At 66.1% G+C, this 17053-nt stretch carries 15 protein-coding genes and 1 tRNA gene; 7 read left to right on the top strand and 9 right to left on the bottom strand.

Features of this window, described 5'->3' with window-relative positions; all coding sequences use genetic code 11:
- Positions 1-96: 96 nt before the first annotated feature.
- The gene (locus tag CWS35_RS06605; protein ID WP_100951411.1) at positions 97-1152 is read left to right on the top strand and encodes a polysaccharide deacetylase family protein; all 1056 of its coding nucleotides are present in this window, start codon (positions 97-99) and stop codon (positions 1150-1152) included.
- Between the two features lie 214 nt (positions 1153-1366).
- Here CWS35_RS06605 and CWS35_RS38815 read toward each other — a convergent pair whose 3' ends face one another.
- The 5 genes from CWS35_RS38815 to CWS35_RS06580 form a co-directional block, all read right to left on the bottom strand.
- Positions 1367-1717, bottom strand: coding sequence for a hypothetical protein (locus CWS35_RS38815; RefSeq protein WP_157817081.1), 351 nt, complete (start codon positions 1715-1717; stop codon positions 1367-1369).
- A gap of 522 nt (positions 1718-2239) precedes the next feature.
- Positions 2240-2315: transfer RNA gene (locus CWS35_RS06595), tRNA-Thr, on the bottom strand.
- Positions 2316-2424: 109 nt separating this feature from the next.
- Positions 2425-4191: a heme biosynthesis HemY N-terminal domain-containing protein gene (locus CWS35_RS06590; RefSeq protein WP_100951408.1), complete on the bottom strand. Its 1767-nt coding sequence runs from the start codon at positions 4189-4191 to the stop codon at positions 2425-2427.
- Between the two features lie 20 nt (positions 4192-4211).
- Positions 4212-5456 (bottom strand): COG4223 family protein, encoded by a 1245-nt coding sequence (locus CWS35_RS06585; RefSeq protein ID WP_100951406.1) that lies wholly within the window; start codon positions 5454-5456, stop codon positions 4212-4214.
- Between the two features lie 222 nt (positions 5457-5678).
- On the bottom strand, positions 5679-6410 hold the full coding sequence (locus CWS35_RS06580; RefSeq protein WP_100951404.1) for a uroporphyrinogen-III synthase: 732 nt from the start codon (positions 6408-6410) through the stop codon (positions 5679-5681).
- A gap of 174 nt (positions 6411-6584) precedes the next feature.
- Here CWS35_RS06580 and tsaD point away from each other — a divergent pair, with 174 nt between their 5' ends.
- The 4 genes from tsaD (at position 6585) to CWS35_RS06560 (ending at position 10397) form a co-directional block, all read left to right on the top strand.
- Entirely contained in the window at positions 6585-7658 is a 1074-nt protein-coding gene (tsaD, locus tag CWS35_RS06575; protein ID WP_100951402.1) for a tRNA (adenosine(37)-N6)-threonylcarbamoyltransferase complex transferase subunit TsaD, read from the top strand.
- A 13-nt stretch (positions 7659-7671) separates the two neighbouring features.
- Positions 7672-8652, top strand: coding sequence for an NAD(P)H-dependent glycerol-3-phosphate dehydrogenase (locus CWS35_RS06570; RefSeq protein WP_100951400.1), 981 nt, complete (start codon positions 7672-7674; stop codon positions 8650-8652).
- A gap of 114 nt (positions 8653-8766) precedes the next feature.
- Positions 8767-9894 (top strand): alpha/beta hydrolase, encoded by a 1128-nt coding sequence (locus CWS35_RS06565; RefSeq protein ID WP_100951398.1) that lies wholly within the window; start codon positions 8767-8769, stop codon positions 9892-9894.
- Between the two features lie 89 nt (positions 9895-9983).
- Positions 9984-10397, top strand: a complete 414-nt coding sequence (locus CWS35_RS06560; protein WP_100951395.1) for an EVE domain-containing protein — start codon at positions 9984-9986, stop codon at positions 10395-10397.
- A gap of 184 nt (positions 10398-10581) precedes the next feature.
- On the opposite strand, the gene CWS35_RS06555 is transcribed toward CWS35_RS06560, so the two are convergent.
- Together CWS35_RS06555 and CWS35_RS06550 are read right to left on the bottom strand one after the other, a co-directional pair.
- Positions 10582-11757 carry a DNA topoisomerase IB gene (locus CWS35_RS06555; protein ID WP_024583138.1) on the bottom strand — a complete coding sequence of 392 codons (1176 nt, stop codon included), beginning with the start codon at positions 11755-11757 and terminating at the stop codon, positions 10582-10584.
- Positions 11758-12036: 279 nt separating this feature from the next.
- On the bottom strand, positions 12037-12549 hold the full coding sequence (locus CWS35_RS06550) for a DUF2059 domain-containing protein (protein ID WP_157817080.1): 513 nt from the start codon (positions 12547-12549) through the stop codon (positions 12037-12039).
- Positions 12550-12762: 213 nt separating this feature from the next.
- On the opposite strand from CWS35_RS06550, the gene acs reads away from it, so the two are divergent.
- On the top strand, positions 12763-14703 hold the full coding sequence (gene acs, locus CWS35_RS06545) for an acetate--CoA ligase (protein WP_029879663.1): 1941 nt from the start codon (positions 12763-12765) through the stop codon (positions 14701-14703).
- A gap of 374 nt (positions 14704-15077) precedes the next feature.
- A complete protein-coding gene (locus CWS35_RS06540; RefSeq protein WP_024583136.1) occupies positions 15078-15593 on the top strand; it encodes a L,D-transpeptidase in 516 nt (171 codons plus the stop codon).
- A gap of 85 nt (positions 15594-15678) precedes the next feature.
- Here CWS35_RS06540 and CWS35_RS06535 read toward each other — a convergent pair whose 3' ends face one another.
- A complete protein-coding gene (locus CWS35_RS06535) occupies positions 15679-15867 on the bottom strand; it encodes a hypothetical protein (protein ID WP_100951391.1) in 189 nt (62 codons plus the stop codon).
- Positions 15864-17051 carry a PepSY domain-containing protein gene (locus CWS35_RS06530; RefSeq protein WP_100951389.1) on the bottom strand — a complete coding sequence of 396 codons (1188 nt, stop codon included), beginning with the start codon at positions 17049-17051 and terminating at the stop codon, positions 15864-15866. The genes CWS35_RS06535 and CWS35_RS06530 overlap by 4 nt, the downstream gene beginning before the upstream one ends.
- Positions 17052-17053: the final 2 nt, after the last annotated feature.

The following is a 17053-nucleotide window of genomic DNA, read 5'->3' as shown; positions in this document are numbered from 1 at the left end:
TCCCGGCGCCTTGTTGGGATCGCGTTAAGACCTTGTTGGCATTAATCGCTCGTTACGGCTGTGGCGTGTCCTTAAGTCCCGAGAGAGTGTGTAGCGATGCGTAGTGCGTTGGGCCTGATGCTGGCCAGTGTTGTGGCGGCGATCGTGATCGCCGGCGTGTGGTTCTGGACCTCCTCCCCGCGTGCCGACGCGGCGCCTCCCCAAACCACGGCCGCGGCCAAGGCCGATCCGCTTCCGGCGGCGGCGAAACTGGCCGCCAAGGACGATGTCGAGACGACCGCCGCGCTGTCGAAGCGCGCCGATGCCACCCAGGCAGCAGCTCCGGCCGCGGCCCCCGCACCGGCGCCGATGCCGGCCCCCGTCGCGGCCATGCCGAAATGCAACAATCCCGACGCGCTCGGCGTCAGCCGCACCGTCGTGGTCGACACCACCGGCGGCCCGGGCTTCGGCTTCCTGCAATACAAGCAGTATGACTTCCTGACCGACCATGAGGTCGTGCTGACCTTCGACGACGGTCCGTGGCCGACCACGCCTGCCGTGCTCAAGGCGCTGGCGGATGAGTGCACCAAGGCGGTGTTCTTCCCGATCGGCCTGCACACCACCTATCACCCTGATATCCTGCGCCAGGTCGCCGCCGCCGGCCACACCATCGGCGCCCACACCTGGTCGCATGCTCACCTGGCGAGCAAGAAGATCACCGAGCAGCAGGCCAAGGACGAGATCGAGAAGGGCTTTAGCGCCGTGAAGCTGGCGCTGGGCAGCAACCCGGCTCCGTTCTTCCGCTTCCCTGCGTTGGCGCACACGCCGGCGACCACCGCCTATCTCGGCAGCCGCAACATCGCGATGTTCTCGGTCGACGTCGACTCCAACGATTTCAAGTCCAAGAACTCCGACGAGGTCATCAACAATGTGATGACCAAGCTCGACAAGGAGCACAAGGGCATCATCCTGATGCACGACCTGCAGAAGCACACCGCGCAGGCGCTGCCGACGCTGCTGCGCAAGCTGAAGGCAGGCGGCTACAAGGTGGTCTGGATGAAGGCCAAGACCCAGATCGAGACGCTGCCCGAATACGACGCGATGATGGCGAAGACCGAGAAGCCGATCGCAACCGGCCGGCCGATCGGCAACGTCGTGCAGACCGTCGAGTAACGCAGCCCACGCCTCGAGCACCCTCAACGCAAGGCGCCCCCGGATCCGATCCGGGGGCGCCTTCGTTTGAGATGTCGCCGGCGGCGAAGTTCCCTGCCGCGGATGCGCGCTGCCAAAATATCGAAAACAACCCCATGCAAAGCAGCTGGCGGCCGCCGGCGCTCGACAAGGCGCGCCCTCGCGCGCCGCCTGGGGCATATGAACCGAACGGCGGCTACCAGTAGATCCCGTGGCGATGCAGTTCGCCGATGATCCGGCCCTCGGTCCAGCGCCGCGCGTGGCGGCGATGGCTCGACCGGTGCGCAACCGCCCGCTGCTCAAGTTGTTGCCCCGTATCCGGCGCCGCCGACGGCTGCACATTGGCCTGCTGCACCGGCGCCTGCTGCGCGGCCGGCTGGACTTGGGGCTGCGGGGCCGGCGCGTCGGCAACCTTGCCCGCCATATTGACCGAGTTCGATGTGGCAGCCGGCAGCGACGCCGCGCCGCCCAGCGACAGGCTTCGTTCGCCGGCCTGCGCGGCGGCGGAAGCCAACACCATCGCCGTGATCAAGATGAGTTTGCGCATTGTTGGTCTCCCGTTGCTCACGGCGAGACTAGCGCGGTCGGGCGATGGACTTCGTGAGATGCGTCACGCGCGCGCACGACTGTGGTCGATCTGGTCCCGGCGCTTCAGCCAATGCGATTCAGCGCGCGATGGCTCACTCGCTCCGCGCGACCTCTTGCCCGCCGAAAGTCTCGCTCAACAGGTAGACGCCGATGCCAACGAGGAGGGCGAAGCACCAGACCTCCCAAATGGCGAAACGCAAATGGATGGCGACCGGCAGCGCGGCCGCTGCGATGCATAAACTACCCAATAGCCTCGGACGCATGGTGCCTGGTCCAGCTCTTTCAACGAACGGCGTTGCGACTGAAATCTTCGAGCTGATGGTATGTGTGCACCCTGACGGGAACCTGACGCGCGCGCCGCTTGCCGCAAGCGCGTGCCTTTCCGTCAAATGATGCTTAGTTTCGAGTAAAGCGAAAAAGCGATTGGGCGCCGGGCACGGCTCGCGACAAAGATACGGAGTGGGCCGGATAATTTGAGAGCTGGTGCCGCAAGAGGGACTCGAACCCCCGACCCCGTCATTACGAATGACGTGCTCTACCAACTGAGCTATTGCGGCGAACCGTTCGGCAACTGCCTGAGCTTGCGCGCCACCTGATATCGGGCATGACCCCGATTGGCAAGGATGGCGCGGTTATTTAACCGCACGGTGATTGCCGAACCGCGAATTAGCTTCCCAAACGGGCCAGAAATCCACGCCAGCCGCCCACCTGAGCCTTCGGTGGGCCGATTTGTTCCGCAAATTCGTCCACCGCGCCGTCCTCGTCGACCCCTGGGTCGTCGGGAGCCCGGACGATCGGGATCACCGCCGGGATTGGCGCCGGCGCGGCCTTTGTCAGGTCCTTGGGCAGATCAGTCCGGGAGCGGAACAAGGGAGCGGGCGCTGGTGGCGCTGCCTCGGCCGCCGGCGGGGGAGCCGGCTCCGATATTGGGGGCTCGGCAGGGGCCGGCCCGGACTCGATGGCCGCCGGCAGCGGCGCGTTGTCCTGCGTCGCCGGCTCGATCGCTTTTGCCTCGACCGGTTCAACCGGCTTGGTTGCCTCCGGCGGTTTGGCTGCGTCCGGCTCGCTGGCGGCTTCTCTCGGCGGCTCGACCCGCCGCGGCGCCAGCATCGCCTCCTCGAAGGGCGAGGTCTCGATCGCGCTGCCCTTGTCGGACGGCAATGCCGCCACCGGGGTCTGCCACTGGAAGGCGTCGAGGCGGCCGGTGACCGGCGACACCGGGCGCCAGCGGTCGGAGACGTAGCCGTCGGCGGTCCACGCCGGATCGTGCAGCGCGCGCACCGCCCGCAGGGTCCAGGCCCGCGCCCGGCCGCTGTCGCCATGCTCGGTGCGCTCGATCTCGGCCATCAACAGCGCGACGCGCTGGGTCGGCGCGGCTGTGAACGGCTCCAGCGCCGCACGCGCCTTGCCGAATTCGGCCGCGTCGATCGCGGCGCGCGCGATCGCCAGCGCGCCCTCGATATGGCCCGGGGTCTTCGCCGCCAGCGTCTCGACCCGCACCAGGCGCTGGCGCGCGGAATCGCCGAGCCGCACGTGCGAATAGGCATCGGCGAGATCGGGATGCGGCTGTGCCAGCCACGCCGTCTCGACGATGCGCATCGCGCGGCGCACCTGATGCGCCTCGCTCTCGAACTTGGCGGCGAGCACGGCGGCCGGGATCAGCGTCGGCGCGAGCTTCAGCGCCTCCATCGCGCTCGAGCGCGACAGGTCGCGATCGACCGTCTCGAACTCCAGCGCGCGCGCGGTCAGCAGCACGCCGCGCTGCCGCCGATAGGTCGCCTTGTCGATCAGCCCGGCCGACTGGTTGTTGTCGATGATCGACAACGCGCCGGCCCAATCGCCCTTGGCGCAGCAGAACCCCAGCACCGCATGCGAGGCCCATGACGAGGACGGCGACATCTTCAAGGCTTCCTCGGCAATCATCACGGCCGCCACCGGGTCATCGGCGCGCTGCGCCTCGATGAACAGGCCGCGCAAGCCGAGCAGCCGCGTGTCGGCGCGCTCGGCCATGGCGCGGAAGGCTCGTTGCGCGCCGTCGCGGTCGCCATCGAGCTGCGCCGATTGCGCGTGCAACAGCAGCGCCAGCGGATCGCCTGCCGCGTGACGCCGCGCCGCTTCGGCGTGCGTGCGCGCCGCCGAGGAGTCGCCATGGCCGATCGCGAGCAGGCCTTGCGTGATGGCATGACGGCCGCGGGCGCGACGGCGCTCGCGCTGGCCGCGGCGGACGTGCCCGGGGATATTCCACAGCCCGCGTAGAATCATCCCCGCGATCATGGCGACCACGATGACGAGGCCGAGCAGGAACATCGGCTGCTTGGAGGTCAGGCGCAAACCGCCCCATGACATCACGAGATCGCCGGGCTGATCGGCCATCCAGGCCGCACCCGCGGCAGCGAGCGCGATCAGCAGCAGGAACAGAATGATCCGGATCATCAACAATCCATTGCTAGAATCTATTGATTGACGGTGGCGAGCGCCGCCATGGCGTTGTCGGCAAATTTCCGCGATGCGTCGAGCGCGGCGCGGCGCGCCTCGACCCTGTCGAGCCAGGCTTGCGCGGCAGTACGATCCGCCGGCGGCAGCGATTTCAGTTCGCGCACGGTGAGTGCAAGATCATTATGCACGGCGGCCGATGTCACCCGCGCGACGATGCTGCCGCGATCGGTCCCGGTGCCGTCGGTGCGCTCGATCTGGACCAGCGTGGACGCGCCGGCCCTCAGACGATCGACCAGCCCGGCGCCGGTCGTTGCCTCCTCCGGCGCAGGCGGCACCAGCTTCGGCACGATCTCGACCAGCTCGCGGCACAGCGTCGCCGGATTCGGCACGCCTGACGTCGCGAACGCATCGAGCGGTTTGAGCGCGTCGGGATTGTCGGCCAGCACTTTCGCCGATTGCAGCGCCGAGGCATAGGGATCGCCATGGCGAACCGCGACGTCCAGCAGCGACGCCGCAACCACGCGGCGCAGCGGCACGTCGTCCGCCTTCGCTTCGGCCTTGGTGTCGGCGATCTTGCTGTCCTGCTTGGCGATCGCGGCGCCCTGCGCCTGCACCGCGCCTTCGACCTTGTCGATGCGCGCCGTGATGCCGGAGATATCGGGCGCAGCCGCACCATCGCGCGGCGCGGCCTTCGCGTCGTTGACGGCGCCGGCAAGCTTGTCGGATTGCGCGCGCGTTGCGGCGAGCTCGGTGCGCAGCGCGGCGATCGATTTGTCGAGCGCGTCGAGCCGCGCCGTTGCCGCAGGATCGGCCACCGCCGCGACGGGCCTACCGGCTTTCGATTCCAGCGCGCTGACACGCGTGCCGAGCTCGTCGATCGTTGCGGCACTGGGCAGCGGCGCGGACGATGGCTGCACCGCGGGCCAGCCGAGCAACCAGCCGACCCCGATCACCAGGGCTGCGGCGACGGCGCCCGATACCGGTGCCACCACCCAGGGTGAGACCGGCCGCGCCGGCTCGGCATCGGGCCTCACGGAAGCGGTCTCGGGCTGCGGCTCCGCTTCGGGCGGCGCAACGCCCGGCGATGCCTCGCTGGCTTCCGTTGTGGATTCCTTTGCAGCTTCCCTGGCGGCCTCCGCGGTCTCCTCCGCCTTTGGCGGTTCGCTCGAGACCTCGGTCGCCTGAAGATCGATGGTCGGCGGCGCGCGCTTGGGCCGGGAATCCGGCGAAGGTCCTGGGTCGTCGGGCCTTTCTTCAGCCATCGCGGGGGTCCTCAAAACTACTGGCCGCACATCCTAGAGCATGATCCGATCCGATTGAATCGGATCGTGGCCCTATCTTTTTGTTTGGTCGCGTTTGCTTAACGCGAACCGGGCTCCGTTTCGCTTGAAAACCTGTCGTCGACATGAGCCCGACTGCTTAGAGCATGATCCGGAACGGCGGGCATTGCCTAACATCCTGTTCGGACCAAAGAATTATACCGGTCACGGCCGCAAGGCGCGGCCAAGCGCCTCCAGCAGGGCGGCTTCGTCCGGCCGCGCCGCGACCACGACGTTGGTGGCACCGGCGTCATGCAGCACCGCGGCGACGGCCGCCGAAATGCAGCATTGCGGCACGGCGAGCGCCGAAATCTCGATCCCGTCGGCCCGGATCGTCTCCAGGAACGCTTGCGCGCTGCGGCGGGAATAATGCAGCACCGCGCTGATCCGGTTCGCCATGAAGGCCTCGCTGGCCTGCCTTGGCAGGGCGGCCACCGGCGCCATCCGGTAAGTGGTGTGGGTGACGACGGTGAGCCCGCGCGTTCCGAGCTCGCCAGCGAGATCGCGCGAGAGGTCGGCGCCGGCGAGATACAGCAACGTCGCCGACGCCGTCAGTTTACCGGCCTTGACCTGCGCCAGCACGAGATCGCGCAAGCTCACCGCGTCGCCCTTGGCCACGATCACGCGGTCGAAGCCGGCGGCGCGCGCCGCATCGGCGGTATGCGCCCCGACCGCAAACAGCGGCAGCGGCAACAGCCGGCTGGCGGTGAGATCAAGCGACCGCAGCGCATTGGCGCTGGTCAGGATGACGCCGTCATAATCCGCATCGGCATCGTCATGGAACGGCAGCGGCTCGAAACGCAGCAGCGGTGCCGACAGGGCCTCGAAGCCCCGGTCCCGCAGCGTCGCGAGCGTGGTGTCATTGTCCGGATGCGGTCGTGTGACAAGGATGGTCACGGGGTCAGGCCTCCCGCCTTGCGAATTGGAGCTTGCCGACCGATTGCACTTCAAGACCTCGCAATGCTACCCCGGAGGGAACATCTGGATGAACATGATCTTGCCGGAAACCGGTTCCGGCCCGTCTGGATCATGCTGGTAGCACAAGGGCCGAAATTGGGACACGAACCGCCGATGCTGGTGTTGGGAATCGAGACCACCTGCGATGAAACCGCAGCCGCCGTGGTCGAGCGCCAGGCTGACGGGCAGGGCAAGATCCTCTCCAACATCGTGCGCTCGCAGACCGAAGAACATGCCCGCTTCGGCGGCGTGGTGCCGGAGATCGCGGCGCGCGCCCATGTCGACCTGCTCGATGGCATCGTCGCTTCGGCGATGACGGAAGCCGGCGTCGGCTATGGACAATTGTCGGCGGTCGCGGCCGCCGCCGGACCCGGCCTGATCGGCGGCGTCATTGTCGGTCTCACCACCGCGAAGGCGGTCGCGATGGTGCATGCCACGCCGTTGATCGCCGTGAACCATCTCGAGGCGCACGCGCTGACGCCGCGGCTGACCTGCGCGCTGGCGTTTCCCTATTGCCTGTTCCTGGCCTCAGGCGGCCACACCCAGATCGTCGCCGTGGTCGGCGTCGGCGAATATGTCCGGCTCGGCACCACGGTCGACGACGCGATGGGCGAGGCGTTCGACAAGGTGGCGAAGATGCTGTCGCTGCCCTATCCAGGCGGACCGCAGGTCGAGCGCGCGGCCGCCGGCGGCGACCCGACGCGGTTTGCCTTTCCGCGCCCGATGCTCGGCCGGCCCGATGCGAATTTCTCGCTGTCGGGATTGAAGACCGCGGTGCGTAATGAGGCGAGCCGGCTGGAGCCATTGGAGCCGCAGGACATCAGCGACCTCTGCGCCAGCTTCCAGGCCGCGGTGCTGGACGCAACCGCGGATCGCCTCAGCGTCGGCCTCAGGCTGTTTCAGGAGCGGTTCGGCACGCCGCGCGCACTGGTCGCGGCCGGCGGCGTGGCCGCCAACCACGCCATCCGCAGCGCGTTGCAGGACGTCGCGGCGAAGGCCCAGACCACGCTGATCATCCCGCCGCCGGCGCTCTGCACCGACAATGGCGCGATGATCGCCTGGGCCGGCGCCGAACGGATGGCGCTCGGCCTCACCGACACGATGGAAGCGCCGCCACGCGCACGCTGGTTGCTCGACGCCAATGCCAAGGCGCCAGCCGGCCACGCCAACAGCCGCGCCGGATATTGAACCGAGGGATACGATGCCCGCGCATGCATCAGTCAGCGTGATCGGGGCCGGCGCCTGGGGCACGGCCTTGGCCGACGTCGCGGCGCGCGCCGGGCGCAAGGTGACGCTGTATGCGCGCAATGCCGAGCATGCCGCGCAAATCCAGGCGACCCGGGTCAATCCGCGGCTCGCCGGCGTCCAGCTTCATCCCGACATTGCCGTGACGTCGGATATCGCCGCAGCCGCGCGCGCCGACATCATCCTCGCGGTCACCCCGGCGCAGCATCTGCGCGCGGCGGTCGGGCATCTTGCGCCGCATCTCAAGCCTGACACGCCGGTGATCGCCTGCGCCAAGGGCATCGAGCACGGCACGCACAAATTCATGACCGAGGTGATCGCCGAGGCCGCGCCACGCGCCGTGCCCGCGATCCTGTCGGGACCAAGCTTTGCCGACGACGTCGCGCGCGGCTTGCCGACCGCCGTGACGCTGGCCACCAAGGACGAGGCACTGGCGCGCGTGCTGGTGCAATCACTCGGCTCGGCAACGTTTCGGCCCTATCACACCACAGACGTGCGCGGCGTCGAGATCGGCGGCGCGGCCAAGAACGTGCTGGCGATCGCCGCCGGCATCGTGGTCGGCAAGAATCTCGGCGCCTCCGCGCTCGCCGCGCTGACCACGCGCGGCTTCAGCGAGCTCGCCCGGTTGGGCCGCGCCTGCGGCGCACGCACCGAGACCCTGGCCGGCCTGTCGGGATTGGGCGATCTGCTGCTCAGCTGCTCGACCGCGCAATCGCGCAACTTCGCGCTCGGCCTCGCGCTCGGGCGCGGCGAGGCGGCGCCGGTCGGCAAGCTCGCCGAGGGTGCGTTCACTGCGCCGGTGCTATGTGAACTCGCCGCCGCGCAGAAGGTCGACATGCCGGTGTCGAACGCGGTCGCGGCCATCCTCGCCAACCGGCTGACCATCGATGCCGCGATCGAAGGCTTGCTGACGCGGCCGTTCAAATCGGAAGGATGATCGTGAGCATGTGTTGCAGGCTGCCCTTCACGGCCTGAACCCGCCGTATTAGCGTGGCTTTGAGCCGTCGGATCCCGGTCTGACCATCGCGCAACGGATCCCAAGGAAAAGACCATGCGTCAACCGCATCGCGCCGTCGTTTCGATCAGCCTTGTTTCGATCAGCCTGGCCTTCGCCCTCGCCCTCTCCGCCAGCGCCGCTCGCGCTCAAACCGCAGCCTCATACGACGAACTCGCCAAGAGCGAGGCCGCCGCGAACGCCGACAACGGCAAGCGTGTCGCGCCGCCCAAATCGATCGGCAATCCCTCCGCCGACGTCTCGCCCGAGATGCAGGCGATGATCGGCGCGCCCTATCCGCCGCACTTCAACGCCGATCCGAAAACGCCGGCGGAGTGGAAGGAGCTGATCGATCGCCGTGCCAAGCTCCTGATCGACGGCATTCCAACGCTGAAGGCGAAGCTCGGCGTCAAGGTCGAGGAAACCAGGATTGCCGGCGTGCATTGCTACATCGTGACGCCGAACAAGATCGCGCTGGAGAACCGGCGGCGCCTGCTGATCCACGTCCATGGCGGCGGTTACGTGTTCGGCCCCGGCGAGGCGGCGCTCCCGGAAGCCATCATGATGGCCGGCCTCGGCGGCTTCAAGGTGATCTCGGTCGACTACCGGATGCCGCCGGACTTCCCCTATCCCGCCGCGCTGGACGACGCGATGGCGGTCTACAAGCAGGTCCTGAAATCGCATGAACGCCATCGGCTGGCGATCTTCGGCACCTCGACGGGCGGCGCCATGACGCTTGCGATGGTGTTGCGGGCCAAGGATGAGAAGCTGCCGCTGCCCGCCGCCATCGCGCCGGGCACGCCATGGTCCGACATCGACAAGATCGGCGACAGCTACGCCAGCAACGAATGGGTCGACAATGTGCTGGTGACCTGGGACGGCTGGCTCGGCCGCGCCGCAAAGCTCTACGCCAACGGCACCAGCCTGAAGAATCCCTACATCTCCCCGATCTACGGCGACTTCAAGGGCTTTCCGCCGACCATCCTGACATCGGGCACCCGCGACCTGTTCCTCAGCAACACGGTGCGCACGCATCGCAAGCTGCGCCGCGCCGGTGTGATCGCCGATCTCAATGTCTATGAGGGGCAATCCCACGCGCAGTACCAGATGAACATCGATGCGCCCGAGACCAGGGAGGCGTTCACCGACATCGCCAACTTCTTCGATCATTACCTGAAGCAATGAACATGACGCCGGATACCTGCGCTTGTCGCGGGCATTCGCGTGCCTGTAGATTGCCGCACAATCGACGTTCGAGAACGGGGTGAGTTGCGATGAATTACTGGCTGGTGAAATCCGAACCGTCGGTCTGGTCGTGGGACCAGCAGGTCGCCAAGGGCGCGAAAGGCGAGGCCTGGACCGGCGTGCGCAACTTCACGGCGCGGCAGAACCTCGTCAACATGAAGAAGGGCGACAAGGCGTTCTTCTATCATTCGAACGAGGGCAAGGAGATCGTCGGCATCGCCGAGATCATCAAGGAAGCCTATCCGGATCCGACCGACAAAACCGGCAAGTTCGTCTGCGTCGACATCAAGGCCGACAAGCCGCTGAAGACGGCGGTGACGATGGCCGCGATCAAGGCCGACAAGAAGCTCGCCGACATGGCGCTGGTGAAATACTCGCGGCTCTCGGTGCAGCCGGTGACGGCGGAAGAATGGAAATACGTCTGCAAGATGGGTGGGCTTTAAATTCCACCGCCAACTCTGCCGTCGTCCCGGCGAAGGCCGGGACCCATAACCACAGGCGCGCATTGTTGGGCCGCGCCGTGGCCACAGCTCGTTTCAGCAATCAAGATTTGGGGTTATGGGTCCCGGCTCCCGTGCGCAATTGCGCACCAGGCCGGGACGACGATGGAGGATGCGGCGACTAAGCCTAAGCCCCCGCCGCCATCACCACCTGCGCCAGTAGCTGCTCGCGCTTGCTCTGGGTGCGGTAGCCGCCCATCGTTGCGGCGAAGCGTTCGAGGATGCCGTCTTCGAACGCGGTCACGATGGTGTCGTGGACATAGCTCTTGCGGCAGATCGCCGGCGTGTTGGAGAGCTGGTCGGCGGCGGCGCGGATCGCGTCCAGCACCTGGCGCTTGCGGCCGCGCTGGCTGGCGGCCGGGGTGATCCGCGACAGCGATTCCACGACGACGGCCGACGCCATCAGAGTGCGGAAGTCCTTCAGCGAAATCTTGATGCCGGCGAGCTCGCGCAGGAACGCGTTGACCGCCGTCGTTGAGGCGGCGCGCACGACGCCGGAGCGATCGTAATACTGGAACATGCGCTTGCCCGGGACGCCGCGCAGGATGCCGATCGCGCGCACCAGCTTGGCCGCGTCGCATTCCTTGCGCACGGCCTTGCCGCCCTTGGCCTTGAAGGTCAGCACCAGCGAATCGTCTTCCAGCGTGACGTTGGACTTCAGCAGCGTGGTGGCACCGCGGGTGCCGTTGAGGCGCGCATAGGATTCATTGCCGGGCCGGATCGCGGTGCGCGCGATCAGCTCGATCACCGCCGACAGCGCGAACTCGCGGGTCGGCTCGTCGCCGGACAGGAACGCCGAGACCTTGCGCCGGATCTTCGGCAGCGCGGCGACCAGCTTGCCCAGGCGATGTGCCTTGCGCTGCTCGCGGACCTTTTCCCAGTCGGCGTGGTAGCGGTATTGCAACCGGCCGGCCGCATCGAGCCCCACCGCCTGGAGATGCGTGTTCGGATCGGTGGAGTAACGGACCTGGCGATAGGCCGGCGGCATCGCCATCGCGTGCAGCCGGCGGATGGTACGGGCATCGCGGACGCGCGAGCCATTGGCGCGAACGAATGAATAGGTCTTGCCGCGCTTGATGCGCCGGATGGTCAGCTCGTTCTGATCGCCGAGCCGAAGGCCCAGGTCGCGCGCCAGATCCTCGACCGAGGTCTTGATGGCGACAGGCGCTTCAAATTTGAGCTTCGCCCGCGGCGATAACTTTGGCTGCGGCCGCTTGGGCCATTGGCCCAGCGCCTTCGCCAGGGCGACAGCGGGATCGGCGGACATGGGCCGCACAGCCGCGATGTTCTGCTGATCCATCATCTCAGTTAGACGCCTTGTTCCGCTGTTCTCCCGGTAATGCCGTTGCTTCGGGCTTGGTTCCGGTGAGGCCGTCCGGCCTCGGAATGGCGATTTAGGGCGTCGGGACGGACATTGCGAGTCGCGAATCAGTTATGAGAGGTTTCTAATTACCTTTCATGGGTGCCATTCGCCGACTAACCTTGATTTCCGGCTGTCTGGCCGCCGCGAATGTGACGGGCGCCGAGTCGTCATGAGCCGGGCAGCCAGTATCCAGATGCAGTCAAATCCACGCCAACCGCGTCAGAGGTCGTGACCCTTCTTGCGCAGTTCCTCGATGATCTTCTGCCGCAGGTCTGCGGCGACTGATGCGCCAAACCGCTGGCCCGCGACGAGCGACTGCTTGGTCAAGGCCGGTGTCTTTTCGAGCATTTTCTGGCCGAGCGGGCTTTTGTAGAAGGTGATCAAGTTGCGCAGATCGTCAGCCGTGAAGTTGTTGGCATAGACGACTGCCATGGCGTCCGACAATTCACTGTACCGCGCCTGGAAGCTGTCGAGTATGACCGGCGTCAGGGAATCGAAATCGCGGTCGACCCCGCTGCGCCCCTGGACGATCGCAGGCTTGAGGCTCTGCAGGATCGCCGGCATCAGCGCCTTGAACTGGTCGACAAGATGCATGGTGGTCACCAATTCCTTGGCCGCGGCGAGCGCCTCGGCAGAGGGCGCGGGTGCCGCCGTCTGCGCCGTGGCGAGCGGCGCCGAAAGCGACATCACTACGACCAAGAGACCAGTGACCCGGAGCAGGCGATGGCGCATAGGTTTCTCTCGTCGATGCGTTGCGGTAAGCCGTCCTATCACAAGCGGACGCCGGTGGACCATCCGGCGGCTTCGGCGCGACGAAAGTGACAGTCCTTTTTCCTTGCCGGCCCGGAATGCGGCAACGCATAATCGCGGCAATGATCAAGATGGCTTGAACTTAAAAGGCTTGCCGCCGCGTTGTTTGCGAGCGGCAATGAGTGGAGGAAAGCGATGTCCGAGAAGATCTATGACGTGTCGGCCGACTGGGCCAAGCGTGCTTACGTCAACGACGCAAAATATCGCGAGATGTACGCGCACTCGGTCAAGGACCCCAACGGTTTCTGGGGCGAGCACGGCAAGCGGATCGACTGGATCAAGCCCTACACCAAGGTCGAGAACGTCTCCTACGCGCCCGGCAACATCTCGATCAAATGGTTCGAGGACGGCGAGCTGAACGTCGCCTGGAACTGCATCGACCGCCATCTGGAGACGCGCGGCGACCAGACCGCGATCATCTGGGAGGGCGACGACCCTTCCGAATCCAAGCACATCACCTACCGCGAGCTGCATGACGAAGTCTGCAAGATGGCCAACATCCTGCGCACCCGAAACGTCGGCAAGGGCGATCGCGTCACGATCTATCTACCGATGATTCCGGAAGCGGCCTACGCGATGCTGGCCTGTGCGCGGATCGGCGCGATCCACTCGGTGGTGTTCGGCGGCTTCTCGCCGGACAGCCTCGCCCAGCGCATCAAGGACTGCGATTCCAAGGTGGTGATAACGGCCGACGAAGGCCTGCGCGGCGGCAAGAAGGTGCCGCTGAAGGCCAATGTCGATGCGGCGATCGCCAAGACCGGCGGCGTCGACTGGGTCGTCGTGGTGAAGCGCACCGGCGGCAAGATCGAGATGAACCCGACGCGCGACCTCTGGTACCACGAGGCCGCCGAAATGGTGACGTCGGAGTGCCCGTGCGAGCCGATGAATGCGGAGGATCCGCTGTTCATCCTCTACACCTCGGGCTCGACCGGCACCCCGAAGGGCGTGCTGCACACCTCGGGCGGCTATCTGGTGTTCGCGTCGATGACGCACCAATACGTGTTCGACTATCATGACGGCGACATCTACTGGTGCACCGCCGACGTCGGCTGGGTCACCGGCCACAGCTACATCCTCTATGGACCGCTCGCCAACGGCGCGACCACGCTGATGTTCGAGGGCGTGCCGAACTACCCGGACAATTCGCGGTTCTGGAACGTGGTCGACAAGCACAAGGTCAACATCTTCTACACCGCGCCGACCGCGATCCGCGCGCTGATGCAGGGCGGCGACGAGCCGGTGAAGAAGACCTCGCGCAAATCGCTGCGCCTGCTCGGCTCGGTCGGCGAGCCGATCAATCCGGAAGCCTGGGAGTGGTACTACCGCGTGGTCGGCGACGACCGCTGCCCGATCGTCGACACCTGGTGGCAGACCGAGACCGGCGGCATCCTGATCACGCCGCTGCCGGGCGCGACCAAGCTGAAGCCGGGATCGGCGACGCGGCCGTTCTTCGGCGTGGTGCCCGAGATCGTCGACGCCGACGGCAAGACGCTGGACGGCGAGACCTCGGGCAATCTGTGCCTGACCAAATCCTGGCCGGGGCAGATGCGCACGGTCTATGGCGATCATGCGCGGTTCGAGCAGACCTATTTCTCGACCTACAAGAACAAGTACTTCACCGGCGACGGCTGCCGGCGCGATGCCGACGGCTATTACTGGATCACCGGCCGCGTCGACGACGTCATCAACGTCTCCGGCCATCGCATGGGCACCGCCGAGGTCGAGAGCTCGCTGGTCGCGCATGAGGCGGTGTCGGAAGCCGCCGTCGTCGGCTACCCGCACGACATCAAGGGCCAGGGCATCTACGCCTATGTCACGCTGATGAAGGGCACCGAGCCGACCGAGGCGCTGCGCAAGGAGCTGGTCGCCTGGGTCCGCAAGGACATCGGCCCGATCGCCTCGCCGGATCTCATTCAATTCGCGCCCGGCCTGCCGAAGACCCGCTCCGGCAAGATCATGCGCCGCATCCTGCGCAAGATCGCCGAGGACGAGCCCTCCAGCCTCGGCGACACCTCGACGCTCGCCGATCCGGCCGTGGTCGATGACCTCGTGCAGAACCGGCAGAACAAGAAGTAATCCGGCAGCAGTAATATCGAGACATGAAGCAAGGGCCGCGCGCGATCATCGCCGCGGCCTTTCGCTTGTCTTGCTGCAATCCGGCGTCGGCCGCCCCTGAAGCGCCATGGGATTAGGCGTTTCACGGGATTGTCAGAGACGCGGCGGCATTGCGGCGCGTTTGTGGCCGGGTGTTGTTTTCAAGTCATTTACTTTGATCCCAAGTTTTCCTTCTCTCCCCGCCATCAGGACGTGTCTCGCGGCCGGCGTGAAACCGCCCGGTTAAGACACGCGGTTAACATTGCGTGCGTGAGACCGGCGGGCCCGGTTTTTTCAGGGCTCTGCATCTTCGTTTTTGGCTCCCTCACGGGAGCTGTTGGGAAGTGGAGAGGTTGATGTCGATGAAGATTGCGGTGGCGTTGGCTGCCACCCTCGGAGCGAGCGTGTTGATGTCGCAGACGGCCGAAGCGCGGCCGGAAATCGTGGGACTTCACGCCGACAATTACACGCCGGGCACCATCGTGGTGAAGACCAACGAACGGCGGCTCTATCTCATCCTCGATTCCGGCCACGCGATGCGTTACCCGGTCGGCGTCGGCAAGTCCGGCAAGCAGTGGGCCGGCACCACCCGCATCGACGGCAAGTATCGCAACCCGGCCTGGTCGCCCCCCGCCGAGGTCAAGCGCGACAAGCCCAGCATCCCGAACGTGATCGCCGGCGGCTCGCCGCATAACCCGATGGGCGTCGCGGCGATGACGCTGGCCGGCGGCGAATACGCCATCCACGGCACCAACGTGCCGGGCTCGGTCGGCGGTTTCGTCTCCTACGGCTGCATCCGCATGCTGAACACCGACATCACCGATCTCTATTCGCGCGTCTCGGTCGGCACGACGGTCGTCGTCACCCGCTGACGTCGGCCGAAGGTTTGACGCAACAACAGCCGCGCCGACATGCGCGGCTTCACGCAAACTGGGATCCACTTCGCTCGAAAGCGCTCTAGCCGTGGCGCAACCGGTGCAGGCAGGCCAGGATCACGACCAGCGGCACCGTCAGCGACGCCCAGGACAGCGGCAACCAGATGCCCTGCTGGCCGAGCAGCGCCGCGAACAAGCCCGCGATCGTGAGGCCGCCCAGCATCGTGGGCCAGCGCCAGATCTTGAGATACGAGCGGCGTTGCGAGCTCATTCCGCAGCTTCCGGCCGCAACGGCGCCACGCGACTTGCCATCAGTTCCTGTTCGGCTTCCGCGATCGGCGACCCACGCCGCGACAGCCAGAGATACAATCCGCTGACCAGCACGACGATGGTCACGAGATCGAGCAGGATCCAGATCACCTTGAGCGGCATGCCGCCATAGTCGCCGAAATGCAGCGGCCGCGACAGTTCGAGCGCCCGCAGATACCAGGGCATCCCGACCTCGCCGCCGAATTCGCCTGTGCGCCCATTGACCAGCGCGGGGCTGAACAGCCGCGACGTCAGCGGCTCCTTGCCCTTGGTCCACACCACATAATGATAGGGCGTGCCGAACGGCGAACCCGGGAATGCCATGCTGGTGGCGACCTTCCCGGGAAGCGCGGCCTTGACGGTATCGAGCGCCGCCTGCGGCGAACTCAACTCCGAGACATCATCGATCGGGCGTTCCTGTATCTTGGCGAGCATGGCTTTGACGTCGGTCCGCAGCCAAAGCCCGAACAGCGGCGTCGATAGTTCGTTGATCACGCCGGTGATACCGACCACCAGCATCCAGGCCAACGTGACGACGCCGAGCAGATTGTGCAGGTCGAGCCATTTGAGACGCCGCGATCGCCCGGTGCGCACCGTACCGAAATCCAGCCGCCGCATGAACGGGCTGTAGACCACGCCCCCTGACACCAGCGCGGCGACGAACAGCAGCGCCATCAGCCCCATGAAGAGTTCGCCGGACAGGCCAGCGAACAGGTCCCTGTGAAGCCGCAGCATCAGCGTGAGAAAACTCATCCCGTCCTGATCGAAGGGCTTGGACTGCTTGAGCACGGCTCCGGTATGCGCATCGAACCTGATCCAGTGCATGGCCTTGATATTTGCCCGGACCGCGTCCCAGGACTGAGCCATGAACACGACGATCTTCGGCTCATCGTCATCGGAGAACATCGAGGTGATGATCTCGCCGGGATACATCTGCCGGCTGATGGAGGCGAGCTTGTCGAGGCTGACGTTCGGCGTATCGTCGGCGACCTTGGCATAGGGCAAGGCGTTGTCGAGCAAGTCCGACAGTTCGTCACGCAGCACCAACGGCAGGCCGGTCACGCAGATCACCAGCAGGAACAGCGTGCACACCAGGCTCGACCATTTGTGCACCCAGAACCATCGCCGCAGCGCCGCTCGAGTCATGA

The sequence above is a fragment of the Bradyrhizobium sp. SK17 genome, assembly GCF_002831585.1.
Lineage (GTDB): Bacteria > Pseudomonadota > Alphaproteobacteria > Rhizobiales > Xanthobacteraceae > Bradyrhizobium.
This window is presented reverse-complemented; position numbering and strand designations above follow the sequence as displayed.